Here is a 26,693-nt window from a genome sequence, read left to right on the forward strand (position 1 = left end):
TCAATCCAATCAAACGGGCCTGCATCTGCAGGCCCGTTTTTGTTTAGCTGCCGCGTCGAAAGAAATACCTGCTCAACAACGCCAATCCGCAAGCGCCTATGCCGGCAAAAAGCATCGCCCAACCGGCGCCATGGCGCAGGGCCGCCTGGGCATCTGCGGGTGCGAGCATCGGCGTGTCCAACTTGCCTGCAGCGATGTTCTGGCTGATCGCGGGCCAATCCAGGGCCGTGGCATCGGGCAACAGGCCAGAGAGGTGATGACCGATGCCGAGCAACAGCACCAGGCCCATCAGCGCGATGTTAAGTGCCAGCGTGATCAGTCGCGCACTCAGGTCAATGCCCGAGGCCATGCCCGCGCGGTCGGCCGAGACGGAGCCGGTGGTGGTGTTGGTGGTCGGTGAGTTGGTCAGTGCCAGCCCCACGCCAGCCGTCACGCAGCTGAAAAGCACGAGTACGACGCTCGGATGTTCGGCGCCATTGGCCGCCGCCATGGCCATAAAACCCGCACCCATCAGGCCCAGGCCCAGCGGGATGATGCGGTCGGCGCCATAGCGCAGGGCCAGGCGTTCAGCCAGCGGCGGCACCAGCAAGGTGGGCAAGGTGTAGGCGAGCAGGGCGCCGCCGGTGGTCATGGTGTCGTAGCCCAGGCCCGCCTGGAAGTAGAGCGGCAGGTAGATCATGAACGGCCAGAAGCTGAAGTTCATGCCAATCGAACCCATCAAGGCGCCGTTGAAGCGCTGAATACGAAACACCGAGAAATCGAACATCGGGTGAGTGCTGCGGCGCTCGACAGCGATGAACAGCAGCAGCGCCATCAGCGACAAGCCCGCCCAGCCCAGCATGGCCGGTGAGCCGAAACCATGCTCGCTGCCCTGAGTGATGAAGTAGACCAGGGCGAACACCGACAGTGTCAGGGTCAGCATGCCCGCAATATCCAGACGATGGCCGGCCGGGTCGCGCGACTCCTGCACGCTGATGCGCAGCAGTACCAAGGTCAACAATGTCAGCGGCGCATGTACCAGGAACACCCAGCGCCAGTCCGCGATTGCCAGAATCAACGCCCCTACCATCGGCCCGAAGCCAAGGCCCACGCCCGCGATCACGCCCCAAATCGCGAAGGCACGCGCACGCGTCGTGGGTTCACGGAACTGGTGCGAAAGAATCGCGAACTGACAGATCATCATCGCGCCCGCGCCCACGCCCTGAACAAAACGCGCTGCGATCAGCGTGGATGCATTGTTTGCCAGGCCACATGCCAGCGAGGCCAGGCCAAACAGCCATAAGCACAGCACCAGCATGCGTCGCCGGCCAAAGCGATCAGCCAGTGTGCCGGCTGCCATCAATACGCTGGTGCAGGCCAGGGTGTAAGCATTCATGATCCATTGGGCATCCTGAAAACCTGTGCCCAGTTGCTGTTCCAGGGTGGGAAGGATGACCGGCACGCTGGAGATTTCCAGGCCAAACATCAGGGCGACGAGGCAGACGGCGGTGAGGGCAAGGCTATCTCTGGCGGTGCGCGGAGCGCTGACGGCCGATACAGCGGCGGCGGGCGGCATGGGGTGTTCCTTACGGTTGAGTGAAACCCTATTCTCGCGGGAACAGATTTCCTTATTCGTGATAAGTTTTCCTTTGATAAGGGAATCAAGAGCGACAATAGAATCATGGCCACTCCGCGTTTTGATGGCGTTGAACTCTTTCTGCAGATCGTCGAAAGCGGCAACCTGACCGAGGCCGCCGAGCGGCTCAACCTCACGCGCTCTGCGGTGGGTAAAGGTTTGGCGCGACTGGAAGCCCGCCTGGGCACCTGCCTGTTGCAGCGTTCCACCCGCCGCCAGCGTCTGACCGAAGACGGGCAGGCGTACTACGAGCATTGCTTGCGCGCACTGGCCGAGTTGGAAGCCGCCGAGTCGGTGCTGGAGAGTGGCCGCCAACAGCCGCGTGGGCGGTTAAGGGCGAGCCTGCCGCTGGCGTTTGGTCACCACTACGCGGCGCCTGCTTTGTGGGGCTTGATGGACCGTTATCCACAATTAGAGGTCGAGATCTCGTTCTCTGACCGGCTGATAGACCTGGCACAGGAAGGCTTCGACGTGGCCGTGCGCATTGGCCCGCTGCCGGACACCGACCGCCTGAGCGCACGCCGTTTGGGCGAGCAGTCCGTGGGGTTGGCCGCCTCACCGGCGTACTTGCAACGTGTCGGGCCAATTGAGTGTATTGATGACCTCGCCAGCCACCGAGGCATTGCCTACCGTTGCAACAATTTGTATCGCTCGGGGATGACATCGCCTTTGGTGCTGGACGACCTCCAGGCCGTGGCCGATGCCGCTATCGCCGGCGTGGGCCTGGCCTGGCTGCCGAGTTGGTTGATTGCGCACTATGTGCTGCGCGGCCAACTGCAAGCGGTCCTGCCGAGCCACCGCGACCAGCCTGCACCGATCCATGTGATTTGGCCCACGGCCGCACACATGCCGGCGAAGACGCGTTGCGCAATCGATGCCCTGGTCGCCGGCACCCCAAGTTGCCTGGCGGGTAGCTGACCCTGACCAACAACCCCGATCCCCTGTGGGAGCTGTCGAGCTTAAGCGAGGCTGCGACAATCGGTGGGTCAGGCACCTTGTATAGCGCCAGTACCCCCGCCTTCGCAGCCTCGCCGGGGCTCGACAGCTCCCACAGTTAATCTCTATTGCGGGCGAGATTTGTACTTGTCGCGATGCTTTTGTGAGCCGGGGCTCGACAGCTCCCACAGTTGATCTCTATTGCGGGCGATATTTGTACGTGCGAGATGCTTTTGTGAACCGAGGTTTGACTGACAAAAACAAATCCCCTGTGGGAGCTGTCGAGCCCCAGCGAGGCTGCGAAAGCGGTGGGTCAGGCACCTTGGATAGCACCTGTACCGCCGCCTTCGCAGCCTCGCCGGGGCTCGACAGCTCCCACAGGGGTTTGCGTTGTTTGTAAGATCCCAGTCCTTGGCCGGTGCTTTTATGACTCAGGCAATCAGAACGCGATGGACGTCTGCACATACACCGTGCGCGGCTCACCGACGTATTTGCCTTTGTTGTTATCGTCGAACGAGCGGGTGTAGTACTGCTTGTTGAGGATATTTTTCACACCGACTGCCACGTTCAAATCCGACAGCTGTGGGCCGAAGTCGTACGCCGCGCGGCTGCTGAACAGCATGTAGCCTGGGATGCGTCCGGTACTGCCGTCGGCACTTTCCGCCTGGGTGTTGGCGTTGTCGGCGAACTGGCTGCTCTGGTAGCTGCTGTCCAGGTTGAGTTTCCAGCGACCTTCGGTGTAACCGACGCCCACGGTGCCTTTGTGCTTGGAGGAGAAGGGCACGCGATTACCCTTGTTCGGGCCGTCTTCGCGGATGGTCGCGTCGACGTAGGCGTAGGTGGCATACACGTCAAAACCGGCCAGCGCCGGGCTTAGCCCGTCGAGGGCGTAGTTGAGGCTCGACTCGATGCCTTGATGGCGCGTTTCGCCGCGGGCGATCACCGAGTCGTTGATCTGGTTGCTGTCGTACTGGTTGTCGAAGTTGATCAGGAACGCGCCGATTTCCGCACGCAGGGTGCCGTTGTCATAACGCGTGCCGAGTTCCCAGGTGCGGGCTTTTTCCGGTTTCACTTCGCCGCTGCTTACGCGGTTCGGCATCTGGCTGTACTGCACGCTGCCGAACGAGCCTTCAGTGTTGGCGTAGAGGTTCCAGTCTTCGGTCAGGTGGTAAAGCACGTTCAACGCCGGCAGCGCGGTGTTGTAGTCGCCCTTGTACTTGACGTTGGTCAGGTTGTTGGTCTGCTGGGACTCGATCATCTCGTAGCGGATACCTGGGGTGATGGTCCACTTGCCGATATCGATGCGGTCATCGACGAAAAACGCGTTGGCCTCGGTGGCGCCACGCGTGTCGCGGTCGTTGCGGCTGTTGGTGTCGGGCAGTTGCTGGTTGGCGCTGATCGGCGTGCGGTAGCGCAACTCGTGCCCGGCTTCGTTGATGTAGCGGTAGCCGATGCCCACTTCGTGGCTGGTGGGGCCAAGGTCGAAGCCTTGGGTGAAGCGGGTTTCGAGGCCGCGTACCCAGTACTCGCGCGGCGACAGCGAAAGGAAGTTGCCCTGATCCAGATAGCCATTACGCAACGTGGTGGTGAAGAAGGTGTTGGCGGTGAATTCGCGGCGGTCTTCCTGGTAGCGGTAACCGGCGTTGAACATCGTACGGCGGCCCCAGAATTTGTCGTAGGGGCGGGTGGACTGATATGGGTCGGCCTTGTAGTCCTTGACGTTCAAACCACCGGGCATATCGGCCTGGCCTTCGTAGTACTGCGCCATGGCGTTGAAGCTGTTGGCGTCGTCCAACTGGTATTTGCCTTTGAGGATCAAGTCGTCAATGCGCGTGTTGCTGTTTTCGCGCCAGTCGCCGCCACGGGTGCCGGAATACAAAATGGCGCCGCCCAGGCCATTGTCAGCCGTCCCGCCTGCCAGCAGGTTGCCGGTGGTTTTGAAGCCATCATGGCTGGAGGACGGGCTGGTCTCGGTCTGCAAGCCGCCTTTGACGGTGGGGGCGTCCGGGATTGCGCGGGTCACGAAGTTGACGATGCCACCGACGTTTTGCGGGCCGTAACGTACCGCGCCGCCGCCGCGTACCACGTCCACGGCGTCCATGTTGCCCATGCTGATTGGGGCAAAGGACAGCTGCGGTTGGCCATACGGCGCGAAGGGCACCGGGATGCCATCCATCAAGACGGTGGAGCGCGAGGCCAGGCGCGGGTTGAGCCCACGGATGCCGAAGTTCAGCGCCATGTCGTGGCTGCCGGTGCCGTTGTTTTCCGGGGCGTTGACGCCGGGAATGCGGTTGAGCACGTCACGCGCCTGGGTGGCACCCTGGCGCTCGAACTCGTCGCGGCGGATCACATCACGCGCGCCAGGGTGTTCGAACACGTTGGTTTGCGCCGCATCGCCGAGCCAGTCGCCGACCACGTTTGACGTTTGCAATTGGAGAGTGGCCGGGGCGCTGGCCGGTTGCAGGCTGTAGGCGTTATCGCCCTCGGCGCGCGCTTGCAGGCCGGTGCCTTCAAGGAGTTTTTGCAAGCCTTCGTCGGCGCTGTAATTGCCCGACAAACCCCGACTCTGCATACCCGCTGTGACCTGGGAGCCGAACGAAATCAGCACGCCCGCCTCGCGACCAAATTGGTTCAGCGCGGCTTCCAGGGTTGCTGGGGCGATGTGGTAAGGCTTGGCATCCGCGGCCATTACAGAGGGCAGCGCGGTAAGACTCAGGCTGGCGCCCAGTAGGAGTTGGCGCAAGGTGCGGGCAAGAAGCGTCGGTTGCTGGGGCATGAAGGGCGGTCCTGAGAAGGTAGGATCAAGGTGGCTTTCCTTCTCTGTCACGCGAGGTGTGGAAAACGGCTCATATTTTCTAAAATAATTTACGCGCGTGCCTGGACGGTCACCCAGTAGCGGGTAAAACGCCGTACTTTCACCGGCAGGCTGACCTCCAGCAGGTCGAGGATGCGTTCGCTGTCATCCAGCGGGTAACTGCCGGACAGCAGCAGGTTGGCCACTTGCGGGTCGCAATTGATCTGGCCTCGGCGATAGCGACCCAACTCGGCGAGGAAATCGTCCAGGCGCATGTGCGCGGCCACCAGCATGCCGTCGGCCCAGGCGCCGCTGTTGGCGTCGGTCGGGCGCGGGGTGTCCCAGCCTTTGCGGGTGAAATTGACTTGGCGCGAGGCCTCGACGGTCAGCGGCAGGCCGCTGTAGTGGTTGGGCATTACCGCGACATGGCCATCGAAAACTGCCAGTTGCGTATGGTCGTTGAACTGACGCACGTTCAGCCGCGCCGCCTGGCTGCTGAGCAGGCCTTGGCCGGTCAGCACGTGCAGCGGCGTATCGCCGGGGCGTGCGGTCAGCAAGATCTCGCCTTCGAGCAAGCGCACCAACCGTTGACTGCCGTCAAAATGCACATCCACAGCGCTGCCGGTGTTGAGCTGCAACTGGCTGCCATCGGCCAGCTGCACCTTGCGTCGTTGGCCCACGGGGCTGCGGTAGTCGGCGCTCAGCGGCGGCAGAATATGTTGCTGGCGCAGGCTCCAGGCCGCGGCCGAACCGGCGCCGAGGATCAGCAGCAGTTTGAGGGCCTGGCGCCGGCTGCTGGTTTTCGGCGCGTTCAAGGCCGCGTGCGCCAAGGGTGAGGGCATGCCGCGCAGGCGTTGGTTGACGCGCTGGATGTGGTCCCACGCGCGTTGATGTTCGCTGTGGGCGTCCAGCCATTGCTGCCAGGCCGCTTGCTGGCGCGGGTTGAGTGCGCCTTGCTGCATTTCCATCAACCAGTGCACGGCTTGTTCGGCGACTTGCGTGGAGAAGTTCATAGGGCGAAGTAGCAGCGCATGGCGGCTTTATTCAGGTGGCGTTTGACGGTGGCGATGGAGATACCCAGCTCGGCGCCGATTTGCGCGTAGGTCAGGCCGTCGAGTTGGGCCAGCAGGAAGGCGCGTTTGACCTGAACGGGCAGGCCGTCGAGCAGTTGGTCGAGCTCCAGCAAGGTCTGCAGGATGATTGCGCGTTCTTCTTCCGACGGCGCTACGTGTTCGGGCATCTGCACCAGTGCGTCGAGGTAGGCGCGTTCCAGGTCCTGACGGCGATAAAAGTTGAACAGCACGCGCTTGGCCACGGTGGTGAGGAACGCGCGGGGTTCGATCAGCATTGGCGCGTCCCGCGCGGTAAGTACACGGATGAAAGTGTCCTGGGCCAGGTCAGCCGCGCTTTCCGGGCAGCCGAGTTTGCGTCGCAACCAGCCGGTAAGCCAGTGGTGATGGTCGTTGTACAGAACTTCAACGAGGGTGGACGGCTGCAACGCAATCACTCCGTAAGCATCGGCATGCTTTAGAGAACAAGAATTGTTCGCATTGTAGGGCGCGTGACGAGGTTCGGCAATCCGTCAGGACCGGTGATTCATCTGTTCTCTTTTGCTTATGAGAATATTTATCATTAATATTGCGCGCTGATGACCCTGGCGCCTCCCGCATGAAAAGCAAACCCTCACTTCCCGTTGTCTATCGCCTCGCCGTAACTTCGCGCGTGCTGGCTGCCGTGGTCGGCGGTTACCTGATGGCGTCCCTGGCAGCCGTCTGCCTGGCGTTGTGGATGCCCACGTCCCGCGCCGACGCGGTGATCACCGGGATGATGAGTTCGTTTGTGTTCTATCTGCTGGCGGTAATCTGGTGTTTTGCCTGCCGCACGGCAGGGCGAGCCTGGTTTGGCGTGATGCTGCCGAGTGCGATGTTTGCCACGCTGGCGGGCATCGGTTTGTGGATGACGCGCACATGAAAGAGGGCTTTCGCCAGGCGATGGCCTGGTTGCACACCTGGGCTGGACTGATTTTTGGCTGGCTGCTGTTTGCGATTTTCCTGACAGGGACCTTGTCCTATTTCAAGGACGAAATTACCCATTGGATGCAGCCCGAAGTGCAGGCTTATCCGTTGGATGACGCGCGTAGCCTCGCCGCCGCCCAAACCTATCTGCAGCAACAGGCGCCCAATGCCGCGCGCTGGTTTATCACCCTGCCGGACAGCCGCGATCCCGGCCTGTCGGTGATGTGGCAAGACAAGGTCGACCCCGGCAAACGCGGCAACTTCATCCAGAAAGTCCTCGATCCCGTCACCAGCCAGCCCGTGCAGGCGCGTGAAAGCATGGGCGGCGAGTTCTTCTATCGCTTCCACTTTCAGCTGCAGATGCCTTACCCGTGGGGGCGCTGGCTGTCGACCATCGCCGCGATGGTGATGTTTGTCGCACTGATCACCGGCATCATCACCCACAAGAAAATCTTCAAGGACTTCTTCACCTTCCGCCCACGCAAAGGCCAGCGCTCCTGGCTCGACGGGCATAACGCGGTGGGCGTGCTGGTGCTGCCATTTCACTTGATGATCACCTACAGCAGTCTGGTGATCTTCATGAGCATGGTGATGCCCGCGCCGATCGTGGCTTCCTACGGCGACGACAGCCGTGCGTTTTTCAATGAAGTGTTCCCCAATACCAACAACGCGCCGGCGCTCGGCCAGCCGGGTGTATTGCTGCCGTTAGGGCCGATGTACGAGCAGGCGCGCCAGCAATGGGCGGGTGGGCATGTTGGTCGTTTGGTGGTCAACAACCCTGGCGATGTGAACGCCTCGGTCAATGTGGTCCGCGCAGGTGCCGACCGTGTGGTGCACGATTTCGGCAGCAGCGTGTCGTTCAACGGCACCACCGGCGAGTTGTTGCGGGTCAGCGGTGAACAGTCGTTGCCGGCGGCAATTGGCGGAAGTTTCTACGGCTTGCACATGGGCCATTTCGCCGGCCCGGTGCTGCGTTGGTTGTACTTTATCTGCGGGCTGGCGGGCACGGCGATGATCGGCACGGGCCTTGTGATTTGGCTCGGCAAGCGCCAGCTCAAGCACGCCAAAACTGCTGCGATGCCGTTTGAACTGCGGCTGGTTGAAGTGCTGAACATGGCCAGTATGGCCGGGCTGATGATCGCCATCGCCGCGTTTTTCTGGGCCAACCGGTTGTTGCCGGTGAGCTTCGCCGAGCGGTCCGACTGGGAAGTGCAAACCTTCTTTATTGCCTGGGGCCTGAGCCTGTTGCATGCCGTGCTGCGTCGAGGCCGCCAGGGCTGGGTTGAGCAACTGAGCCTTGGCGCCTTGCTGTTTGTGGCCATTCCACTGCTCAACGCATTGACCACGTCGCAGCACTTGGGCGTGTCACTGGCCAGCGGTGATTGGGCCATGGCCGGTTTCGACCTGACGTGCCTGGCCAGCGGCCTGTTCCTGACCTGGGCGGCCTGGAAGATGCAGCGCCGCGCGGCGCCGCAGCTCAAGGCCGAACGCGCACGTGGACTGACGCTCAAGCAGGAGGCGAACTGAATGCTGCTCGCCCTGTTGATGTGCTACGCCGGGTTTACCGCGCTGTGCCTGTCCACCGACCGCCATCACGGTGAATTGCTGCACAGCAAACCCTCACCACCCCGACGCCTCACGTTGCGTGTGGCCGGTTGGCTGCTGCTGGCGCTGTCGATGTGGCCGGCCGTGGCGGCCTCGAATTGGGCGCAGGGGGTGGTGGAGTGGTGCGCCGTTTTGATGCTCAGCGCACTGTTGCTGGTGTTGCTGTTGCCATATCGGCCAAGGCTGGCCTTGATTCTGGCGGGCGTCGGCCTGCTGGCCAGCCCTGTTGCGGCGTTCGCCTTACTCTGAGCTTCCCATGATGATCAGCCCCCCACCGGAATCCCAGGACAGCCAGCACACCGATGCGGCCGGTGGGCGTGCGCATTTCCTGCAGGTGTTTTTGTCGCAGCGCTCGCAGATGGAAGCGCTGGTCAGCCGACGCGTAGGCTGCCGGGCGACGGCGGCCGACCTGGTGCAGGACCTGTTCCTGCGCTTCTGGCGCCGGCCGCTGGTGCAGGTCGAAGAACTCAGCACCTACTTGTTGCGCTGCGCCGGCAACATCGCCATTGATCACTTGCGCAGTGAAGGCGCCCGGGTGCGCAGCAGTGAGGGCTGGTTGCCAGAGCAGCAAGACAACCAGGGTTCCGAGCCCCAGGCGGCGTTTGAAGCGGGCAATGACCTGCGCCATGTAGAAGCCGCCCTGCGCAGCCTGCCGGAGCGCACTCGGCAGATTTTCCTGCTCAACCGCATCCACGGCCGCAAATATGCGCAAATTGCCCAGGCCATGGGGCTGTCCCAAAGTGCCGTGGAAAAACATATGATGCGTGCCCTCGAAGCCTGCAAAGCCAGCCTTCGCGAACCCTCGTCCCCACGCACGCCAGGGAAAGCACCGTGAACGTCACCCCCACGCCCGCCCAGGAGCAGGCCGCACTCGAATGGTTGAGCTTGTTGCATGACCAGCCCAGCAGCGGTGACCAGGCCACGTTCAGCCGCTGGTTGCGTGCCGACCCCGCGCATGTCGAGGCCTATGCTCAGGCCCAGGTGTTGTGGGAATTGAGCGAGGTGCCGGCACGCAAACTGGCGGACGAAGAGGCCTTGGCCTTGCAGGGCTACCTCAACGCGATGAACCCCCCGAAGCGCTCGCGTGCGGTGCGTTGGTCCGGCGCCCTGGCCGCGGCCGCGTGCCTGCTGGTGATGGTGTCGATGGGCGCCGGCTGGCAGCCGTCGCGCTGGGTCGATGACTTCGGTGCTGATTACGTGACGGCGCCGGGGCAGGTGCAGACCGTGACCCTGGCCGATCAATCCCAAGTCACTCTGGATGCCGACAGCGCCATTGCCGTCGACTTCAGCCACGGCGAGCGCCACATTCAGTTGCGCCGCGGGGCGGGGTTTTTCAGCGTGACCCACACCGGCCAGCCCTTTGTGGTGGCGGCTGGCAGTGGCGAAGCGCGAGTGCTCGGCACGCAGTTTGAAGTGCGCCTGCAACCGGCCGGCGCTCAGGTGACGGTGCTGTCCGGCCGCGTGGGTGTCACACCGTCACGCCAGGGCCAACAGCAAATTCTTACGGCAGGCCAGCAAGTGGCCTACGCCGACGGTGTGGCCGATCCCCTGCACGCGGTCGACTGCGAATCACGTCTGGCATGGCGCGATGGCTGGCTCAACTACTACAAGGTGCCGTTGGCGGATGTGGTCAGGGACCTTGGCCGCTACTACCCGGGCAGGATCCTTCTGCTCAACGACGAGATGGGCGCCAGGCGCGTCAGTGGCAGTTTCCCAAGCAAGGACCCCTTGGCAGTTTTGAGTGCCTTGCAGGCCGTTCTGGGTTTTGAACAACACGCTGTGCTGGGTCGCATGATTGTATTGCGCTAGACACGAATGCTTCGATCGTCACTTTCAGCGTGACGATTTTTTCAAAAAATTCCTCTTGCCGGTTTTTTACAGGGCGCTGTAGGCCAGGTATCCCGGTGCCTGTAGATCGTTCATTTAACCTTCATCCCAATTGCCAAAACTTGTCACCAAACCGTTACACGGGCCGAGGATGATCCCCGGATTCCTGAGCAGGTGGTCAGGAAGATTGGCGTCGCCGTTCACCCGGTTCTGACAGCCAGTACCTCCCTCCATAACAACAGATAGATGCACGTAAGGGATCTACTCGTGACGATCAACACACTCTCTGCCCTGCTTTTAGCATCGGGCCTAGGTAGCTTTGCGCCGCTGGTTTTGGCAGACACCACTCAGGATGTCGGTTCGGTGAATGTTGCCGGCAAACAAACCCTGGGCAATGGGCACATGATTCGCGAAGAAAGTGCCAAGGCGCGGTCGACGGTAACCAAGGAAGCCATGGACGAAATGTCCGCGACCGCCAACGCCATCGACAAGCTTAAATACACGCCGGGCATCAACGTATCCAGCGACGACGCCAGCGGCACCAGCGGCACCAACTTCACCATGCGGGGCATGAGCTCGGACCAGGTCGGGGTGTCCGTCGACGGCGTGCCGATCAACGACTCGGGCAACTACAGCGTGTATTCAAACCAACTCGGCGACCCGGAAAACCTCGCCGAAGTATTTGCCACCCAGGGCTCCTCCGAGGCGGATGGCCCGCATATCGGCTCCAGTGGCGGCAACATCGGCATGATCACGATTCGCCCGACCAAAGAGTCCGGGCTGTTTGCCAAACAGATCGTCGGTGCCAATGACCTGCGCAAGACGTTCGTGCGGGTGAACACGGGCGATTTTGGCGGCCTCAAGAGCTGGGTGTCGGCCTCTCACCTGGAGGGTGACAAGTGGCGCGGCAAAGGTACGCTGCGCAGTGACAAAGTCGAGTGGAGCAGCCTGTTCGAAGACGGCAATGGCAACTCGACCCTGGCGACAGTGAAGTACAACAACCAGGAAAACTACAACTACAACACCTTGAGCAAGTCGCAGTTCGAGACTGACGGACGCCGCAAGGACTACTCGCAAACGCCGGTGTACAAGTCGGGCTTGCTGTCCTCGTCCTACAAGCTCAATCGCAACCCGTTCGAAAGCGTCAACGCCACGCTCACCCAGCGCTGGCAGTTGCAGGACAACCTGGCGCTGACGGTCACACCCTATTACTACTGGGCCAACGGTGGCAGCTTCAGCGGCCAGACCGCATCGAACCTGGGGCCGAAGTCTGATAAAGCCGGCAACTACAACCTGAGCAACCTGCAATCGGCCAACTATTACCGGCCATCGTGGACCGAAACCTGGCGCCCTGGCGTCACCGCGAAAATGAAATGGGACATCAACGAAGAACACAGCCTGGACTATGGCTACTGGTATGAACGCGCACGCCAGCGCCAGACCCAGCCATTTATCGGCATCAACCGCGAAGGCGCGCCCGATGATGTGTGGGGCGATTACAACAGCGGCGGGCAGGTCGTCGACAAGAACGGCGCGACAGTCCAGGGCCGCCACTATTACACCGTCACCCCGTCGCAGAAACTCTGGGTGCAGGACAGCTGGCAGGCCACGCCGGACCTGAGTTTTGTCGGCGGCGTGGCATACCAATATGTCGAGCGTGACGGTAACAACTTGGGCAGCCTGTACGACAAGCCAGAAAAACGTAACACCCGTTATCACCAGTTCCTGCCGAGTTTCAGCGCCAAGTACCAGGTCGACGAAAGCAACCAGACCTTCTACAACGTCACCCGCAACATGCGCACGCCGCCCAACTACGTGCTGTACAACAAGGGCGACTCGGTCAGCCTCAAGTCTGAGTTGAGCTGGAACCAGGAACTGGGCTGGCGCTACACCGAAGATGACATGGCGTTGAGCGCGACTCTGTTCTACATCAGCTTCAAGGATCGCCAGGTGTCGACCACCGACTCTGCCGGCGACTACATGGTGCTCAACGTCGGCAGCGTGGATAACAAAGGCCTGGAACTGGAGTGGAGCGGTTTGTTGCCGCATAACTTCAACTACTACGCCTCGTACACCTACACAAAGTCCGAGCAGCAAGACGATTTGCTCAGCAAGAATGTGCTGTTGCCTACCTCGGGCAAGCAATTGGCCAACGTGCCGGAAAACATGTTCAACCTGGTGTTCGGTTATGACGACTCGCGTTTCTACGCCAACGCGGCAGGCAAATACGTCGGCAGTTTTTATGGCGATTTGACCAACAAGGAAAAAATTGAAGGCCGCACCGTGTTTGACCTGAACGCCGGTATTTACTTGCCGGTGGACAAGAAAGTCATCAAGTCGGCGACCCTGCGGTTTTCGATGCTCAACGTATTCGACAAGGAATACCTGAGCTCGGCGCGCACTGTGGCGTTCAACTCGGTACCGGTTAACGGCCTGGCGCCGAGTACGGCGTTTTACAACGTGGGGGAAGAGCGCACGGCGATGGTGTCGCTGGAAGCCAACTTCTAACTCAGGCTGGCGCAGAGCAAAATGTGGGAGCGGGCTTGCCCGCGAAGGCGGTGGATCAGTCAATACAGGTAACAACTGACACTCCGCTTTCGCGAGCAAGCCCGTCCCCACATTAGTTCTGCAGTGTTTTGCAGATCAGCTATTTCAACGCGGCCATGATCGCCTCAGGGTTGAACTCGCGAATCAGCGTGCCGTTCACGTCCACAAACGGAATCCCGCCACCGCCCAATGCCTCATAGGTTGTGCGCGCCTGGGCATCCTTCTCAATGTCCAGCGCCTGGTACGGAATGCCTTTCTGGTCCAGAAAACGTCGGATCTGCTTGCAGTAGCCACACCACTCGGTGGAATAGAGCACGACACGCGCCGATGTGCGCACTTGCTCTGAAACCACCTGCGAGGGGTTGAACAGCCGCTCGATCTTGCCCCAGTTCTGGATCACCACCACGACCAGCAACACCAACAGGACTTTCTTGAAGACCCCGCCGAGCATCAGTTACGGCGCTTGAGCTGGTCAGTCAGTTGGGTCGGCAGGCCTTTGATGATCAAAGTGCCGGCGGCTTCGTCGTACTCGATCTTGTCGCCCAACAGGTGCGCTTCAAAACTGATGGACAAGCCTTCGGCGCGACCGGTGAAGCGGCGGAACTGGTTGAGGGTGCGTTTGTCTGCCGGGATTTCCGGCGACAGGCCGTAATCCTTGTTGCGGATATGGTCGTAGAACGCTTTTGGCCGATCTTCATCGATCAATCCCGAAAGTTCTTCCAGGCCCATGGGCTCGCCGAGTTTGGCCTGGCTGCTGGCGTAGTCCACCAGGGTTTTGGTTTTTTCGCGGGCAGATTCGTCGGGCAGGTCTTCGCTCTCGACAAAGTCGCTGAACGCTTTGAGCAGGGTACGGGTTTCGCCCGGGCCGTCGACGCCTTCCTGGCAGCCGATAAAGTCGCGGAAGTATTCCGAGACCTTCTTGCCGTTTTTGCCCTTGATAAACGAGATGTACTGCTTGGATTGCTTGTTGTTCTGCCACTCGGACACGTTGATCCGCGCCGCCAGGTGCAGTTGGCCCAGGTCCAGGTGGCGCGAGGGGGTCACGTCCAGCTCATCGGTCACCGCCACGCCTTCGCTGTGGTGCAGCAGGGCGATCGCCAGGTAGTCGGTCATGCCTTGCTGGTAGTGGGCAAACAACACGTGGCCGCCGGTGGACAGGTTGGACTCCTCCATCAGCTTTTGCAGGTGCTCGACCGCCGTGCGGCTGAAACGGGTGAAATCCTGACTGCCGTCGAAATATTCCTTCAACCATCCGCTGAACGGGTGCGCGCCGGACTCGGCGTGGAAGAAACCCCAGGCCTTGCCTTGTTTGGCGTTGTAGCTCTCGTTGAGGTCGGCAAGCATGTTCTCGATGGCGGCCGACTCGGCAAGCTCCGAATCGCGCGCATGCAGAACTGCGGGTGTGCCGTCGGGTTTTTTGTCGATCAGGTGGACGATGCAGTGACGGATCGGCATAGGCTTCTCGGCTGGTTGAAGGGGAGCGGTAAGCCTCCCCAAAAAGTCGCCAGTGTACCGCACCCATTGGCCATGACGCGCTTGGAAGGCTGTTTTGGGCGACCTCCCACGGGCTATATGCCTTTTTTTCACGGTTTAGAGCGATAAAGCTGACCAAATGGGTATGTTGAGGCGGATATTTCCCCGTCTCTGTGCTAGTTTTGCCCCGTCTTACGCCAAGACTCGGCGTTAAGCGTGCATTCAGCATCTGTCAGGTCGAACCAATCCCCGTTTCAAGCATCTATAACCCCGATCCCGTGGTTATGGCCGGGGGTGCCAGGCCTTGACGGTCAGGCTCGACGGCTGACACTGCACTCTGCAATCCATATGAATTTGATAGGGAAGGAACACCACAATGGCTATTACTAAAGACCAACTGATCGCTGACCTGGCTGAAGCAGTAGACGCACCGAAAACTACCGTGCGCGCTCTGCTGGACCAACTGAGCCAAGTTGTTGCTGATCAGCTGGAAAACGGCGGCGAAATCACTCTGCCAGGCGTTGGCAAACTGAAAGTGACTGAGCGTCCAGCCCGTACTGGCCGTAACCCTTCGACTGGCGCTGCCATCGAAATCGCTGCCAAGAAAGTTATCAAGCTGGTTGTGGCCAAAGGCCTGACCGACGCTGTTAACAAGTAAGACGCAGCAAAAAAAACCGTGCTCCGGAGCAATCCGGGCACGGTTTTTTGTTGCCTGCGATTTGACTGCAGTGGCGGTTCAGCCGGGGCGAGGGAGCAAGCGCCCTCGCCACTGGTTCAGTCGCGCACCCAGCGCTGACGCCAGATCTGCTGCTCGTTCTTGGTCTGGAAGGTCCAGGCCACGAAGCGGCTTTGCTTCTGGCCCTGGGACATTTCCACTACCTGGCTCTCAAGGACGCCGGCTTTTTTGAGGGCTGTCTGTATCGCGGGCAAGTTCGACGCTTTTGACACCAGGGTGCTGAACCACAGCACCTTGTGGGCAAAGTGCGCACTTTCGGCGATAAGTTGCGTGACGAAGCGCGCTTCGCCGCCCTCACACCACAGCTCCGCCGACTGGCCACCGAAGTTCAGGACCGGCAACTTGCGCTTGGGGTCGGCCTTGCCCAGGGCGCGCCACTTACGCTCGCTGCCTTTGGTAGCCTCTTCCATGGACGCGTGGAACGGCGGGTTGCACATGGTCAGGTCAAAGCGTTCGCCCGGCTCCAGCAGGCCCAGCAGGATCTGCTTGGGGTTGGGTTGCTGACGCAGTTGGATAACTTTGCTCAGGTCATTGGACTGTACGATGGCCTTGGCGGCGGACACCGCAATAGGGTCGACTTCGGAGCCGAGGAAGTTCCAGCGGTACTCCATATACCCAATCAACGGGTAGACGCAGTTGGCGCCCATGCCGATGTCCAGCACCTTGACGATTGAGCCGCGCGGGATCTTGCCGTCGTTGACGCTGGCCAGCAGGTCGGCCAGGAAGTGCACGTAATCGGCGCGCCCCGGCACCGGCGGGCACAGGTAGTCCGCCGGAATGTCCCAATGCTGGATGCCATAGAACGCCTTCAACAGCGCCCGGTTGAACACCCGCACTGCGTCCGGGCTGGCAAAGTCGATGCTCTCTTTGCCGTACGGGTTGATGATCACAAATTGCGCCAGTTCCGGCGTGGTCTTGATCAGCGCCTGGAAGTCGTAACGGCCTGTGTGGCGGTTGCGCGGGTGCAGGGTTGCCTCTTTGCGCGGTGCCACGGGTTTGGCCGGGGCGGCGGATTTAGGCTTCTTGCGCGGGGGTTTAGGTGTGCTGGGGGCGGTCATGTTGATTCTGGTGTTGGCTCAAAGTGGTGGGCATTGTCACACATCCTGAGACCCTCTCGGGCAAATGTAGGAGGGGGCTTGCCCCCGATTGCGGTGTGAGAGTCAAAAATATTCAGACTGATACACCGCCATCGGGGGCAAGCCCCCTCCCACATTGACTGGATCGCCAGCAAGGATTGGAAAACTCCCGGCAAAAAAAAGAGGCCCGAAGGCCTCTTTTTTACACGGGGTTCACCTTACAGGCTGGAAATCCGCGCATGTTGCTCCGCCAGCTTGCTCAAGGCCTGTTCAGCCTCGGCCAGCTTGGCGCGTTCTTTGTCGATCACTTCAGCCGGCGCCTTGTCGACGAACGCCGCGTTGGACAGCTTGCCGCCCACTCGCTGCACTTCGCCTTGCAGGCGGCCAATTTCCTTGTCGAGACGGGCCAGTTCCGCGCCCTTGTCGATCAGGCCAGCCATCGGCACCAGCACTTCCATGTCGCCGACCAACGCAGTCGCGGACAGCGGTGCTTCGGCGCCATCAGCCAATACGGTGATCGACTCCAGTTTTGCCAGTTTCTTGAGCAGCGCATCGTTCTCGGTGAGGCGACGCTGATCTTCGGCGCTGGCATTCTTCACGAACACCGCCAATGGCTTGCCCGGCCCGATGTTCATCTCGGCGCGGATGTTGCGCGTGCCGAGCATCAAGGTCTTGAGCCATTCGATATCGCTTTCGGCCGCCTCATCAATGCGCGCTTCGTTGGCCACCGGCCAAGGCTGCAACATGATGGTCTTGCCTTCGATACCGGCCAGCGGCGCGAGGCGCTGCCAGATTTCTTCGGTGATGAACGGCATGAACGGGTGCGCCAGGCGCAGGGCCACTTCAAGCACGCGCACCAGGGTGCGGCGGGTGCCACGCTGGCGTTCGATCGGCGCGTTTTCGTCCCACAGCACAGGCTTGGACAGTTCCAGGTACCAGTCGCAATACTGGTTCCAGATGAACTCGTACAAGGCTTGTGCGGCCAGGTCGAAACGGAACTGGTCGAGCTGGCGGGTCACTTCGGCTTCAGTGCGCTGCAACTGCGAGATGATCCAGCGATCAGCCAGGCTCAGCTCATAGGCTTCGCCGTTCTGGCCGCAGTCTTCGCCTTTATCCAGCACGTAGCGCGCGGCGTTCCAGATCTTGTTGCAGAAGTTGCGATAGCCTTCGACGCGGCCCATGTCGAACTTGATGTCGCGACCGGTGGACGCCAGCGAGCAGAAGGTGAAGCGCAGGGCGTCAGTGCCGTAGCTGGCAATGCCGTCGGCGAACTCGTCGCGGGTCTGCTTCTCGATCTTCTTCGCCAGTTTCGGCTGCATCAGGCCCGAGGTGCGTTTCTGCACCAGGGTTTCCAGGTCGATGCCGTCGATGATGTCCAGCGGGTCCAGGACGTTACCCTTGGACTTGGACATCTTCTGGCCCTGGCCATCACGCACCAGGCCGTGCACGTACACGGTCTTGAACGGCACTTGCGGCGTGCCGTCTTCGTTCTTCACCAAATGCATGGTGAGCATGATCATCCGGGCAACCCAGAAGAAAATGATGTCGAAGCCGGTGACCAGCACGTCGGTGGAGTGGAATTTTTTCAGGAACTCGGTCTGTTGCGGCCAGCCGAGTGTGGAGAATGTCCACAGGCCCGAGCTGAACCAGGTGTCCAGTACGTCGTTGTCCTGTTGCAGCGCCACGTCCGGGCCGAGGTTGTGCTTGGCGCGTACTTCGGCTTCGTCGCGGCCAACGTAGACCTTGCCCGACTCGTCGTACCAGGCCGGAATCCGGTGGCCCCACCACAGCTGACGGCTGATGCACCAATCCTGGATGTCACGCATCCACGAGAAGTACATGTTTTCGTACTGCTTGGGCACGAACTGGATACGGCCGTCTTCCACGGCGGCAATCGCAGGTTCAGCCAAAGGCTTGGTGGACACGTACCACTGGTCGGTCAGCCACGGCTCGATGACGGTGCCGGAGCGGTCGCCTTTCGGCACTTTCAGTGCGTGGTCGTCAACGCTCACCAGCAAACCCGCAGCGTCGAACGCAGCCACGATCTGCTTGCGCGCTTCAAAACGGTCGAGACCGGCGTATTCGGCCGGGATCTTGCCGTCGATGCTCTCGTTCAGCGTGCCGTCGAGGTTGAATACCTGGCAGGCCGGCAGAACAGCGGCGTTTTTATCGAAGATGTTCAGCAGCGGCAGGTTGTGGCGCTTGCCGACTTCGTAGTCGTTGAAATCGTGGGCCGGGGTGATTTTCACGCAGCCGGTGCCGAATTCAGGGTCGCAGTAATCATCCGCGATGATCGGGATGCGACGGCCCACCAGCGGCAGTTCGACGAACTTGCCGATCAGTGCCTGGTAGCGCTTGTCGTTCGGGTTAACCGCGACGGCGGCGTCGCCCAGCATGGTTTCCGGACGAGTGGTGGCGACGATCAGGTAGTCGTTGCCTTCGGCGGTCTTGGCGCCATCGGCCAGCGGGTACTTGAGGTTCCACAGGAAGCCTTTCTCGTCGTGGTTTTCCACTTCGAGGTCGGAAATCGCCGTGTGCAGCTTGGTGTCCCAGTTGACCAGACGCTTGCCGCGGTAGATCAGGCCGTCTTCGTGCAGGCGCACGAAGGCTTCTTTCACGGCTTCCGACAGGCCGTCGTCCATGGTGAAGCGCTCACGGCTCCAGTCTACGGACGAGCCCAGGCGACGGATCTGACGGCTGATGTTGCCGCCGGACTGGTCTTTCCATTCCCAGATTTTTTCCAGGAATTTCTCGCGACCCAGGTCATGACGGTTCTGGCCGGTGGCTTCGAGTTGGCGTTCCACCAGCATCTGGGTGGCGATACCGGCGTGGTCGGTGCCCGGTTGCCACAGGGTGTTGCGGCCCTGCATGCGGCGGAAACGGATCAACGCATCCATGATCGCATTGTTGAAGCCATGGCCCATGTGCAGGCTGCCAGTGACGTTCGGTGGCGGAATCATGATGGTGTAGGAATCACCCGCGCCTTGCGGAGCGAAATAATTCTCGGACTCCCAGGTCTCGTACCAGGAAGTTTCAATAGCGTGCGGCTGGTAGGTCTTATCCATGCGCGGCGGGACCCTAGTTGGCATTAATTCAGGAAAGCCGGCAAGTATAACGGGGGATAGGGCGCAGGGCGAGGCGAAGACAGGCTTGAGGCGTACGCCAAGCAAATGTGAGAGGGGGCTTGCCCCGATAGCAGTGGGTCAGTGGCGGATAAGCTGGCTGACCCGGCGCTATCGGGGGCAAGCCCCCTCCCACGGTAGAGCCAGGTGTGGCTCAGGACTGATATTGGCTGAGCAACCGCTCCATGCGCGCATCCAGGCGGCGTTTGATCTCGGTTTCGATATGCGGGGCAAAGTCGTCGATCACATCCTGCATGATCAACTGCGCAGCGGCGCGCAACTCATTGTCCAGATGCAGCAGCAAGGCGTCGGGCGCTTTTTCTGCGGCGGGTGCGGGCTGTGCCACGGGAGCGGCAGCGACAGGCTCAGGCGCAACGGGCTTGCCGCTGACCATGTCGAACAACAGCGGAATCTGTACCTCGGCGTCGACCGTTTCGGTCAGCAGCGGCGGTTGCAAGCCATCATCACCGAGCAACTGACGGATCGACTCGAGGTCGTCCAGCAGGTGGTCGTCTTTTTTTATAGGGTTTGGCGTGTCCATCATGTACTCAAAGTCGTTGTAGCCGGTGATCCTGCAGAGAATAGCCCTGTTCGCGGTAGAAACGGAAACTCTCCCGCGCGGCCTGACGAATAGCCGGATCTTCCACCACCACTTCTGCCACACGGGCAAATGCCTTGGCAAAGGCGGGTACTTTCAGGTCCAGGTTGACCAACAGGTCTTTGTGATCGCCGCAGCTGTCACCCAGGCCCAGCACAACCAGGCCTTCGGGTTCGGACTCGGCAGGGCCGTGCGGCACGAAGCTTTCACCCTTGAAGCGCCATAAGCGCGCATCGAGGTCGTCACGTTGGGCGCTATCGCTGCAATGCAGGTAGATGCGGTGGCCCATGCGCCAGGCTTTTTCGGTGAGCTTGCAGGCAAAGTCCAGGCGCGCGGAAGGATCGGCGCTGGGCAATATATAGAAGTCGACTTGGGTCATTGCGGTTCCTGAGACCGGAGCGGCGTGAGGGCCGCCCCGGAATCTTCAGTTTCAGGCTTTGGCGCGGTCCAGCAGGTATTGGGTCAGCAGTGGCACCGGACGGCCAGTGGCGCCCTTGTCCTTGCCGCCGCTGGTCCACGCCGTGCCGGCGATGTCCAGGTGAGCCCAGTTGAGGTTCTTGGCAAAGCGCGACAGGAAGCAGGCCGCAGTGATGGTGCCGGCTTTCGGGCCGCCGATATTGGCGATGTCGGCGAACGGGCTGTCCAGCTGCTCTTGATATTCATCGAACAGCGGCAGTTGCCAGGCGCGGTCGTCGGCAGCCTTGCCGGCGCTGAGCAGTTGCTCGATCAACTCGTCGTTGTTGCCCAGCAGGCCCGAAGTGTGGGCGCCCAGGGCAACCACGCAGGCACCGGTCAGGGTGGCGATGTCGATCACGGCCTGGGGCTTGAAGCGTTCGGCGTAGGTCAGCGCATCGCACAGCACCAGACGGCCTTCGGCGTCGGTGTTGAGGATTTCGACGGTCTGGCCGCTCAGGGTGGTGACGATATCGCCAGGACGGGTCGCGCCGCCGCTCGGCATGTTCTCGGCACACGCCAGGATGCACACCAGGTTGATCGGCAGCTTGAGCTCGAGCACGGCACGCAGGGTGCCGAACACGCTGGCGGCGCCGCCCATGTCGTACTTCATCTCATCCATGCCTGCGCCCGGCTTGAGGCTGATGCCGCCGGTGTCGAAGGTGATGCCTTTGCCGACCAGCGCGTAAGGCTTCTCGGACTTCTTGCCGCCGTTGTATTGCATCACGATCAGGCGTGGCGGCTGGTCGCTGCCCTGGCCCACGGCATAGAAGGAGCCCATGCCCAGGTCCTTGATTTTTTTCTCGTCCAGCACCTCAACCTTCAGGCCCTTGAATTCTTTGCCCAGCGCCTTGGCTTGTTCGCCCAGGTAAGTCGGGTGGCAGATATTCGGCGGCAGGTTGCCCAGGTCGCGGGTGAACGACATGCCGGCGGCGATGGCCTGGGCGTGGGTCACGGCGCGTTCGACTTCAGCCTGGGCGGCCTTGATGGTCAGCAGGGTGATTTTTTTCAGGGCGCGCGGTTCGGCTTTCTGGCTCTTGAACTGGTCGAAGACGTAGCTGCCATCCACCAGGCTCTCGGCCAGCAGGCGGGTCTTGCCGTAGCTGTCACGGCCTTTTACGACGATTTCATCCAGAGCCAGGGCTGCATCGCTGCCGCCCAGGCCCTTGAGGGTGTTGAGAATGCCGCTGATGATCTTGCGGAACGGACGGTCGCCCAGTTCGGCGTCCTTGCCAACGCCCACCAGCAATACGCGGTCGGCTTTAAGGTTGGGCAGGCTCTGCAGCAGCAGGCTTTGGCCGACTTTGCCGGCCAGGTCGCCGCGCTTGAGCACGGCGCTGATGGCGCCACCGCTGAGTTCATCCAGTTGCTTGGCGGCGACGCCGAGCTTGCGGCCTTCGCCGACAGCGACCACGAGGGTGGCGGTTTTCAACGTTTCGGGGCTAACGCTTTTTACAACCAATTCCATTTTCGGGTCCCTTATAAAGGTCTGTGAGCCTGAGTCTGTACCCAGGCTTTAAAGCGTGGCAGCTCTGTAAACCGCCAGCGACAAAGGCCGCAGTTTGAACCTCGCCGGCGGAGCCTGACAACCCTTGCCGCGTGCTTTGTGCACGCGTATGAGCAAGCACCGTGACAGGCGCGGTCAATCACAGGATAATGCGCCATCTTTTTAGCCGGCCCGTGCAAACGGGTCGACTCGGTATGCTTGCTTGTTTGGCCGCCTTAGCCTGACAACCCTGGAGTGTCTGGTTTGATCGTCTTCCGTTATCTGTCCCGCGAAGTCCTGTTGACCCTGAGTGCCGTGAGTGCGGTATTGCTGGTCATCACCATGAGTGGTCGTTTCGTCAAATTCCTGGCCCAGGCCGCTTCGGGTGCTCTGGATCCGGGCTCGCTGTTCCTGATCATGGGCTTTCGCCTGCCGGGCTTTTTGCAACTGATCCTGCCACTTGGCCTGTTTCTCGGCATTTTGCTGGCCTATGGCCGGCTGTACCTTGAGAGTGAAATGACTGTGCTGTCGGCCACCGGCATGAGCCAGCAGCGTCTGCTGGCCATGACCATGGTGCCGGCCACCGGCGTTGCCCTGGTGGTGGCATGGCTGAGCATGAGCCTGGCGCCTCAGGGCGCCATGCAGTTCCAGCTGCTGCTGAACAAGCAGGATGCGATGACTGAGTTCGACACCCTTGAGCCTGGGCGCTTTCAAGCGCTGAACGATGGCACGCGGGTGACCTACACCGAGACCATGACGGATGACCGTGCCAACCTGGGCGGCGTGTTTATTTCGCAGAAAAATCTCGGGCAGAACCAGAAAGACCGTGGCATTTCGATTCTGGTGGCCAACAGCGGACGCCAGGAAGTACGACCTGATGGCAGCCGTTACCTGATCCTGGAAAATGGCTACCGCTACGACGGCAGCCCTGGCCTCGCCGATTATCGGGCGATCAAGTACGACACTTATGGCGTCATGCTTGCCAGGCCAGACATCAGCGAAGAGGTCACTGACCGCGATGCGCTGCCGACGTCGTCGCTGTTCAACAACAAGGAACTGCGCTCCATCGCCGAGCTGCAATGGCGGCTGTCGCTGCCGCTGCTGGTATTTATCGTGACGTTGATGGCCGTGCCGCTGTCGCGCGTCAACCCGCGTCAGGGTCGTTTCCTCAAGCTGTTGCCGGCAATTCTGTTGTACATGGCCTACCTGACCCTGCTGATTTCCGCCCGTGGTTCCATGGAAAAAGGCAAGTTGTCGCCGGCCCTCGGCCTGTGGGGCGTGCACGGGATCTTCCTGTTGATCGGCCTGGGGCTGCTCTACTGGGAACCTATCCGTTTGAAAATGAAGAGCCGTCGTGGCCTGAAGGAGTTGGCTCGTGGCTAAGCTCGATCGCTACATTGGTAGCAGCGTACTGATCGCCATTCTGGCGGTATTGGGCATTATTCTCGGCCTGGCCTCGTTGTTCGCCTTTATTGACGAAGTGGGCAACGTCACCGACACCTACACCGTCATGGATGTGTTGAGTTACGTGGCGCTGACTGCGCCGCGCCGGCTCTACGACATGATGCCGATGGCCGCGCTGATCGGTTGCCTGATCGGGCTGGGCAGCCTGGCCAGCAGCAGCGAACTGACCATCATGCGCGCCGCCGGTGTATCGATCGGGCGTATTGTCTGGGCGGTAATGAAGCCCATGCTCCTGCTGATGGCGTGCAGCGTGCTGATCGGCGAGTACGTGGCGCCGCCGGCCGAAGCCACCGCTCAGGCCAATCGCGCCCTGGCCCAGGGCTCGGGGGATGCGCAAAGCGCCAAGCACGGCCTCTGGCACCGTCAGGGGGATGAGTTCATCCACATCAACGCCGTGCAGCCGGGCGGCTTGTTGGTGGGTGTGACGCGTTATACGTTCGACAAGGAACGGCACATGCTGACCTCCAGTTTCGCCAGGCGCGCGCAATACGACGCCGAGAAATGGACGTTGAGTGACGTCACCACCACGTATTTCCGCAATGTCGGCCAGGGCACCAAGGCCAGCACCGAAGTGATCAATGTGCCGAGCGAGCAATGGGATATCGCCCTGAAGCCCGAACTGCTCAACACGGTGGTGATGATCCCGGAGAGCCTGCCGATTACCGGTTTGTGGAGCTATATCCACTACCTCAAGGATCAGGGCCTGAATAATGGCCGCTACTGGCTGGCGTTCTGGGTCAAGGTGCTGCAGCCGGTGGTCACCGCCGCGCTGGTATTGATGGCGATCTCGTTCATCTTCGGCCCGTTGCGTTCCGTGACCCTAGGTCAGCGGGTGTTCACCGGCGTACTGGTGGGCTTTACCTTCCGTATCGCCCAGGACTTGCTCGGTCCGTCGAGCCTGGTGTTCGGTTTCTCGCCGCTGTTTGCGGTGCTGGTGCCGACAGCGATTTGCGCCCTGGCCGGGTTCTGGCTGTTGCGCCGCGCGGGTTGATACTGCGCTTATGAACAAAAAATGCCCCGTTCGAGAGATCGGGGCATTTTTGTTCTGGTCAGCAAAGATGACGTCTGGCCTGAGCATCAGGTACAATTCCCGGCTATTTTTCAGCGGGCAATCTGCCTGCAGCCTTTTTGAGTGTTGATCCGTGAGTGATTTGAGTCATATCCGCAATTTCTCCATCATCGCCCACATTGACCATGGTAAGTCGACGCTGGCCGATCGATTCATCCAGATGTGCGGCGGCCTTGCCGAGCGTGAAATGGAGGCCCAGGTACTGGACTCCATGGACCTCGAGCGCGAGCGCGGGATCACCATCAAGGCGCACAGCGTTACCCTGTACTACACCGCCAAAGACGGTATCAAGTACCAGCTCAACTTCATTGACACCCCGGGCCACGTTGACTTCACCTATGAAGTCAGCCGTTCCCTGGCGGCCTGTGAAGGTGCGTTGCTGGTAGTGGACGCGGGCCAGGGCGTCGAAGCCCAGTCCGTGGCCAACTGCTACACCGCCATCGAGCAAGGCCTGGAAGTGATGCCGGTGCTGAACAAGATCGACCTGCCTCAGGCCGATCCGGACCGGGTCAAAGAAGAGATCGAGAAGATCATCGGCATTGACGCCACCGACGCCGTCGAGTGCAGCGCCAAGACCGGCCTGGGCGTCGACGAAGTGCTCGAGCGCCTGGTCAAGACCATCCCCGCACCTACCGGCAACTACGAAGATCCGCTGCAAGCGTTGATCATCGACTCCTGGTTCGACAACTACCTGGGCGTTGTTTCCCTGGTACGTGTACGCCACGGCCGTGTGAAGAAGGGCGACAAGATCCTGGTCAAGTCCACCGGCAAGATCCACCTGGTCGACAGCGTCGGCGTGTTCAACCCGAAACACACCGCCACCACCGACCTGAAAGCCGGTGAAGTGGGCTTCATCATCGCCGGCATCAAAGACATTCACGGTGCACCGGTCGGTGACACCCTGACCTTGAGCTCCACCCCTGATGTAGACGTGCTGCCGGGTTTCAAACGCATCCAGCCGCAGGTTTACGCCGGCCTGTTCCCGGTCAGCTCCGACGACTTCGAAGACTTCCGCGAAGCCCTGCAGAAGCTGACGCTCAACGACTCGTCGTTGCAGTACACCCCGGAAAGCTCCGACGCGCTGGGCTTTGGCTTCCGCTGCGGGTTCCTGGGCATGCTGCACATGGAGATCATCCAGGAGCGCCTTGAGCGCGAATACGACCTGGACCTGATCACCACCGCGCCAACGGTTATTTTTGAGCTGGCGCTGAAAACCGGTGAAACGATTTACGTCGACAACCCGTCCAAGCTTCCGGATCTGTCCTCCATCGAGGACATGCGCGAGCCGATCGTGCGGGCCAATATTCTTGTGCCGCAGGAACACCTGGGCAACGTCATTACCCTGTGTATCGAAAAACGTGGCGTACAACACGACATGTTGTTCCTCGGTACCCAGGTGCAAGTGACCTACGATTTGCCGATGAACGAAGTGGTCCTGGACTTCTTCGACCGTCTCAAATCCACCAGTCGCGGCTATGCTTCGCTGGATTACCATTTCGATCGTTACCAATCGGCTAATCTGGTGAAACTGGATGTGCTGATCAACGGCGACAAGGTAGATGCACTGGCACTGATCGTGCACAAGGACAACGCGCACTACAAAGGTCGGCAGTTGACCGAAAAGATGAAAGAACTGATTCCGCGCCAGATGTTCGACGTCGCGATCCAGGCCGCCATTGGCGGGCAGATCATTGCACGGACCTCCGTCAAGGCTCTCAGAAAGAACGTACTGGCCAAATGCTACGGCGGTGACGTAAGCCGTAAGCGCAAGCTGCTTGAGAAGCAAAAGGCCGGTAAAAAACGCATGAAGCAAGTGGGCAACGTGGAAATTCCACAAGAAGCCTTCCTTGCGGTGCTCAGGTTGGATAGTTAGGTCC

General features: G+C 60.7%; 22 protein-coding genes. 11 read left to right on the forward strand and 11 right to left on the reverse strand.

Translation table 11 applies throughout. The features are described 5' to 3' along the window. Positions 1 to 43 precede the first annotated feature (43 nt). Complete coding sequence (locus C4J83_RS05385) at positions 44 to 1,555, reverse strand: MFS transporter (protein ID WP_124416504.1); 1,512 nt, start codon at positions 1,553 to 1,555, stop codon at positions 44 to 46. A 105-nt stretch (positions 1,556 to 1,660) separates the two neighbouring features. Here C4J83_RS05385 and C4J83_RS05390 point away from each other — a divergent pair, with 105 nt between their 5' ends. After that, positions 1,661 to 2,533: a LysR family transcriptional regulator gene (locus tag C4J83_RS05390; protein ID WP_124416505.1), complete on the forward strand. Its 873-nt coding sequence runs from the start codon at positions 1,661 to 1,663 to the stop codon at positions 2,531 to 2,533. A 457-nt stretch (positions 2,534 to 2,990) separates the two neighbouring features. Here C4J83_RS05390 and fecA read toward each other — a convergent pair whose 3' ends face one another. From fecA to C4J83_RS05405, 3 genes are all read right to left on the reverse strand, one after another. Next, positions 2,991 to 5,327 carry a TonB-dependent Fe(3+) dicitrate receptor FecA gene (gene fecA, locus C4J83_RS05395; RefSeq protein WP_124416506.1) on the reverse strand — a complete coding sequence of 779 codons (2,337 nt, stop codon included), beginning with the start codon at positions 5,325 to 5,327 and terminating at the stop codon, positions 2,991 to 2,993. Positions 5,328 to 5,416: 89 nt separating this feature from the next. Then, complete coding sequence (locus C4J83_RS05400) at positions 5,417 to 6,358, reverse strand: FecR domain-containing protein (RefSeq protein WP_124416507.1); 942 nt, start codon at positions 6,356 to 6,358, stop codon at positions 5,417 to 5,419. Continuing rightward, positions 6,355 to 6,843 carry a sigma-70 family RNA polymerase sigma factor gene (locus C4J83_RS05405; protein WP_124416508.1) on the reverse strand — a complete coding sequence of 163 codons (489 nt, stop codon included), beginning with the start codon at positions 6,841 to 6,843 and terminating at the stop codon, positions 6,355 to 6,357. Before C4J83_RS05405 ends, C4J83_RS05400 begins: the two co-directional genes overlap by 4 nt. A gap of 170 nt (positions 6,844 to 7,013) precedes the next feature. Here C4J83_RS05405 and C4J83_RS05410 point away from each other — a divergent pair, with 170 nt between their 5' ends. The 6 genes from C4J83_RS05410 (at position 7,014) to C4J83_RS05435 (ending at position 13,300) form a co-directional block, all read left to right on the forward strand. Continuing rightward, the gene (locus C4J83_RS05410; RefSeq protein WP_106579481.1) at positions 7,014 to 7,316 is read left to right on the forward strand and encodes a DUF3649 domain-containing protein; all 303 of its coding nucleotides are present in this window, start codon (positions 7,014 to 7,016) and stop codon (positions 7,314 to 7,316) included. Continuing rightward, positions 7,313 to 8,887 (forward strand): PepSY-associated TM helix domain-containing protein, encoded by a 1,575-nt coding sequence (locus C4J83_RS05415; RefSeq protein WP_124416509.1) that lies wholly within the window; start codon positions 7,313 to 7,315, stop codon positions 8,885 to 8,887. Before C4J83_RS05410 ends, C4J83_RS05415 begins: the two co-directional genes overlap by 4 nt. Continuing rightward, positions 8,888 to 9,214, forward strand: coding sequence for a DUF3325 domain-containing protein (locus tag C4J83_RS05420; protein ID WP_119738515.1), 327 nt, complete (start codon positions 8,888 to 8,890; stop codon positions 9,212 to 9,214). A 7-nt stretch (positions 9,215 to 9,221) separates the two neighbouring features. Continuing rightward, complete coding sequence (locus C4J83_RS05425; RefSeq protein ID WP_119738517.1) at positions 9,222 to 9,800, forward strand: RNA polymerase sigma factor; 579 nt, start codon at positions 9,222 to 9,224, stop codon at positions 9,798 to 9,800. Further along, positions 9,797 to 10,774 carry a FecR family protein gene (locus tag C4J83_RS05430; protein ID WP_124416510.1) on the forward strand — a complete coding sequence of 326 codons (978 nt, stop codon included), beginning with the start codon at positions 9,797 to 9,799 and terminating at the stop codon, positions 10,772 to 10,774. The genes C4J83_RS05425 and C4J83_RS05430 overlap by 4 nt, the downstream gene beginning before the upstream one ends. 285 nt (positions 10,775 to 11,059) lie before the next feature. After that, entirely contained in the window at positions 11,060 to 13,300 is a 2,241-nt protein-coding gene (locus tag C4J83_RS05435) for a TonB-dependent receptor (protein ID WP_106579476.1), read from the forward strand. 139 nt (positions 13,301 to 13,439) lie between these two features. Here the strand turns inward: C4J83_RS05435 and C4J83_RS05445 are convergent, their stop codons facing one another. Both C4J83_RS05445 and yejK read right to left on the reverse strand, forming a co-directional pair. After that, complete coding sequence (locus C4J83_RS05445) at positions 13,440 to 13,790, reverse strand: glutaredoxin family protein (protein ID WP_119738521.1); 351 nt, start codon at positions 13,788 to 13,790, stop codon at positions 13,440 to 13,442. Then, on the reverse strand, positions 13,790 to 14,794 hold the full coding sequence (gene yejK / locus C4J83_RS05450; RefSeq protein ID WP_106579474.1) for a nucleoid-associated protein YejK: 1,005 nt from the start codon (positions 14,792 to 14,794) through the stop codon (positions 13,790 to 13,792). Before yejK ends, C4J83_RS05445 begins: the two co-directional genes overlap by 1 nt. Before the next feature lie 394 nt (positions 14,795 to 15,188). Between yejK and C4J83_RS05455 the strand changes: the two genes are divergently transcribed. Next, the gene (locus C4J83_RS05455; protein ID WP_003188840.1) at positions 15,189 to 15,470 is read left to right on the forward strand and encodes an HU family DNA-binding protein; all 282 of its coding nucleotides are present in this window, start codon (positions 15,189 to 15,191) and stop codon (positions 15,468 to 15,470) included. A 116-nt stretch (positions 15,471 to 15,586) separates the two neighbouring features. On the opposite strand, the gene rlmF is transcribed toward C4J83_RS05455, so the two are convergent. The 5 genes from rlmF to C4J83_RS05480 form a co-directional block, all read right to left on the reverse strand. Beyond that, a complete protein-coding gene (gene rlmF, locus C4J83_RS05460) occupies positions 15,587 to 16,606 on the reverse strand; it encodes a 23S rRNA (adenine(1618)-N(6))-methyltransferase RlmF (RefSeq protein WP_119738524.1) in 1,020 nt (339 codons plus the stop codon). 236 nt (positions 16,607 to 16,842) lie between these two features. Next, positions 16,843 to 19,689 carry a valine--tRNA ligase gene (locus C4J83_RS05465; protein ID WP_124416511.1) on the reverse strand — a complete coding sequence of 949 codons (2,847 nt, stop codon included), beginning with the start codon at positions 19,687 to 19,689 and terminating at the stop codon, positions 16,843 to 16,845. A 211-nt stretch (positions 19,690 to 19,900) separates the two neighbouring features. Continuing rightward, positions 19,901 to 20,287: a DNA polymerase III subunit chi gene (locus C4J83_RS05470; RefSeq protein WP_106579471.1), complete on the reverse strand. Its 387-nt coding sequence runs from the start codon at positions 20,285 to 20,287 to the stop codon at positions 19,901 to 19,903. 7 nt (positions 20,288 to 20,294) lie between these two features. Next, entirely contained in the window at positions 20,295 to 20,723 is a 429-nt protein-coding gene (locus C4J83_RS05475; RefSeq protein WP_119738528.1) for a DNA polymerase III subunit chi, read from the reverse strand. 51 nt (positions 20,724 to 20,774) lie between these two features. Continuing rightward, positions 20,775 to 22,265, reverse strand: a complete 1,491-nt coding sequence (locus C4J83_RS05480) for a leucyl aminopeptidase (protein WP_106579469.1) — start codon at positions 22,263 to 22,265, stop codon at positions 20,775 to 20,777. Positions 22,266 to 22,547: 282 nt separating this feature from the next. Here C4J83_RS05480 and lptF point away from each other — a divergent pair, with 282 nt between their 5' ends. The 3 genes from lptF (at position 22,548) to lepA (ending at position 26,689) form a co-directional block, all read left to right on the forward strand. Then, positions 22,548 to 23,666: an LPS export ABC transporter permease LptF gene (gene lptF, locus C4J83_RS05485; protein WP_106579468.1), complete on the forward strand. Its 1,119-nt coding sequence runs from the start codon at positions 22,548 to 22,550 to the stop codon at positions 23,664 to 23,666. Then, on the forward strand, positions 23,659 to 24,738 hold the full coding sequence (gene lptG, locus C4J83_RS05490; RefSeq protein WP_106579467.1) for an LPS export ABC transporter permease LptG: 1,080 nt from the start codon (positions 23,659 to 23,661) through the stop codon (positions 24,736 to 24,738). The genes lptF and lptG overlap by 8 nt, the downstream gene beginning before the upstream one ends. Positions 24,739 to 24,889: 151 nt before the next feature. After that, positions 24,890 to 26,689: a translation elongation factor 4 gene (gene lepA / locus C4J83_RS05495; protein WP_003210439.1), complete on the forward strand. Its 1,800-nt coding sequence runs from the start codon at positions 24,890 to 24,892 to the stop codon at positions 26,687 to 26,689. Positions 26,690 to 26,693 lie beyond the last annotated feature (4 nt).

This window comes from Pseudomonas sp. LBUM920 (assembly GCF_003852315.1).
In the GTDB taxonomy this organism is placed as follows: domain Bacteria; phylum Pseudomonadota; class Gammaproteobacteria; order Pseudomonadales; family Pseudomonadaceae; genus Aquipseudomonas.

What these genes read in the sequence shown, in the direction of transcription:
- C4J83_RS05465 (WP_124416511.1), bottom strand. Translation starts at nt 19,689, where the DNA reads ATGGATAAGACCTACCAGCCGCACGCTATTGAAACTTCCTGGTACGAG.
- C4J83_RS05480 (WP_106579469.1), bottom strand. Translation starts at nt 22,265, where the DNA reads ATGGAATTGGTTGTAAAAAGCGTTAGCCCCGAAACGTTGAAAACCGCC.
- rlmF (WP_119738524.1), bottom strand. Translation starts at nt 16,606, where the DNA reads ATGACCGCCCCCAGCACACCTAAACCCCCGCGCAAGAAGCCTAAATCC.
- C4J83_RS05400 (WP_124416507.1), bottom strand. Translation starts at nt 6,358, where the DNA reads ATGAACTTCTCCACGCAAGTCGCCGAACAAGCCGTGCACTGGTTGATG.
- C4J83_RS05385 (WP_124416504.1), bottom strand. Translation starts at nt 1,555, where the DNA reads ATGCCGCCCGCCGCCGCTGTATCGGCCGTCAGCGCTCCGCGCACCGCC.
- C4J83_RS05425 (WP_119738517.1), top strand. Translation starts at nt 9,222, where the DNA reads ATGATGATCAGCCCCCCACCGGAATCCCAGGACAGCCAGCACACCGAT.
- C4J83_RS05410 (WP_106579481.1), top strand. Translation starts at nt 7,014, where the DNA reads ATGAAAAGCAAACCCTCACTTCCCGTTGTCTATCGCCTCGCCGTAACT.
- fecA (WP_124416506.1), bottom strand. Translation starts at nt 5,327, where the DNA reads ATGCCCCAGCAACCGACGCTTCTTGCCCGCACCTTGCGCCAACTCCTA.
- C4J83_RS05445 (WP_119738521.1), bottom strand. Translation starts at nt 13,790, where the DNA reads ATGCTCGGCGGGGTCTTCAAGAAAGTCCTGTTGGTGTTGCTGGTCGTG.
- C4J83_RS05415 (WP_124416509.1), top strand. Translation starts at nt 7,313, where the DNA reads ATGAAAGAGGGCTTTCGCCAGGCGATGGCCTGGTTGCACACCTGGGCT.
- yejK (WP_106579474.1), bottom strand. Translation starts at nt 14,794, where the DNA reads ATGCCGATCCGTCACTGCATCGTCCACCTGATCGACAAAAAACCCGAC.
- C4J83_RS05390 (WP_124416505.1), top strand. Translation starts at nt 1,661, where the DNA reads ATGGCCACTCCGCGTTTTGATGGCGTTGAACTCTTTCTGCAGATCGTC.
- C4J83_RS05470 (WP_106579471.1), bottom strand. Translation starts at nt 20,287, where the DNA reads ATGGACACGCCAAACCCTATAAAAAAAGACGACCACCTGCTGGACGAC.
- C4J83_RS05420 (WP_119738515.1), top strand. Translation starts at nt 8,888, where the DNA reads ATGCTGCTCGCCCTGTTGATGTGCTACGCCGGGTTTACCGCGCTGTGC.
- C4J83_RS05475 (WP_119738528.1), bottom strand. Translation starts at nt 20,723, where the DNA reads ATGACCCAAGTCGACTTCTATATATTGCCCAGCGCCGATCCTTCCGCG.
- C4J83_RS05455 (WP_003188840.1), top strand. Translation starts at nt 15,189, where the DNA reads ATGGCTATTACTAAAGACCAACTGATCGCTGACCTGGCTGAAGCAGTA.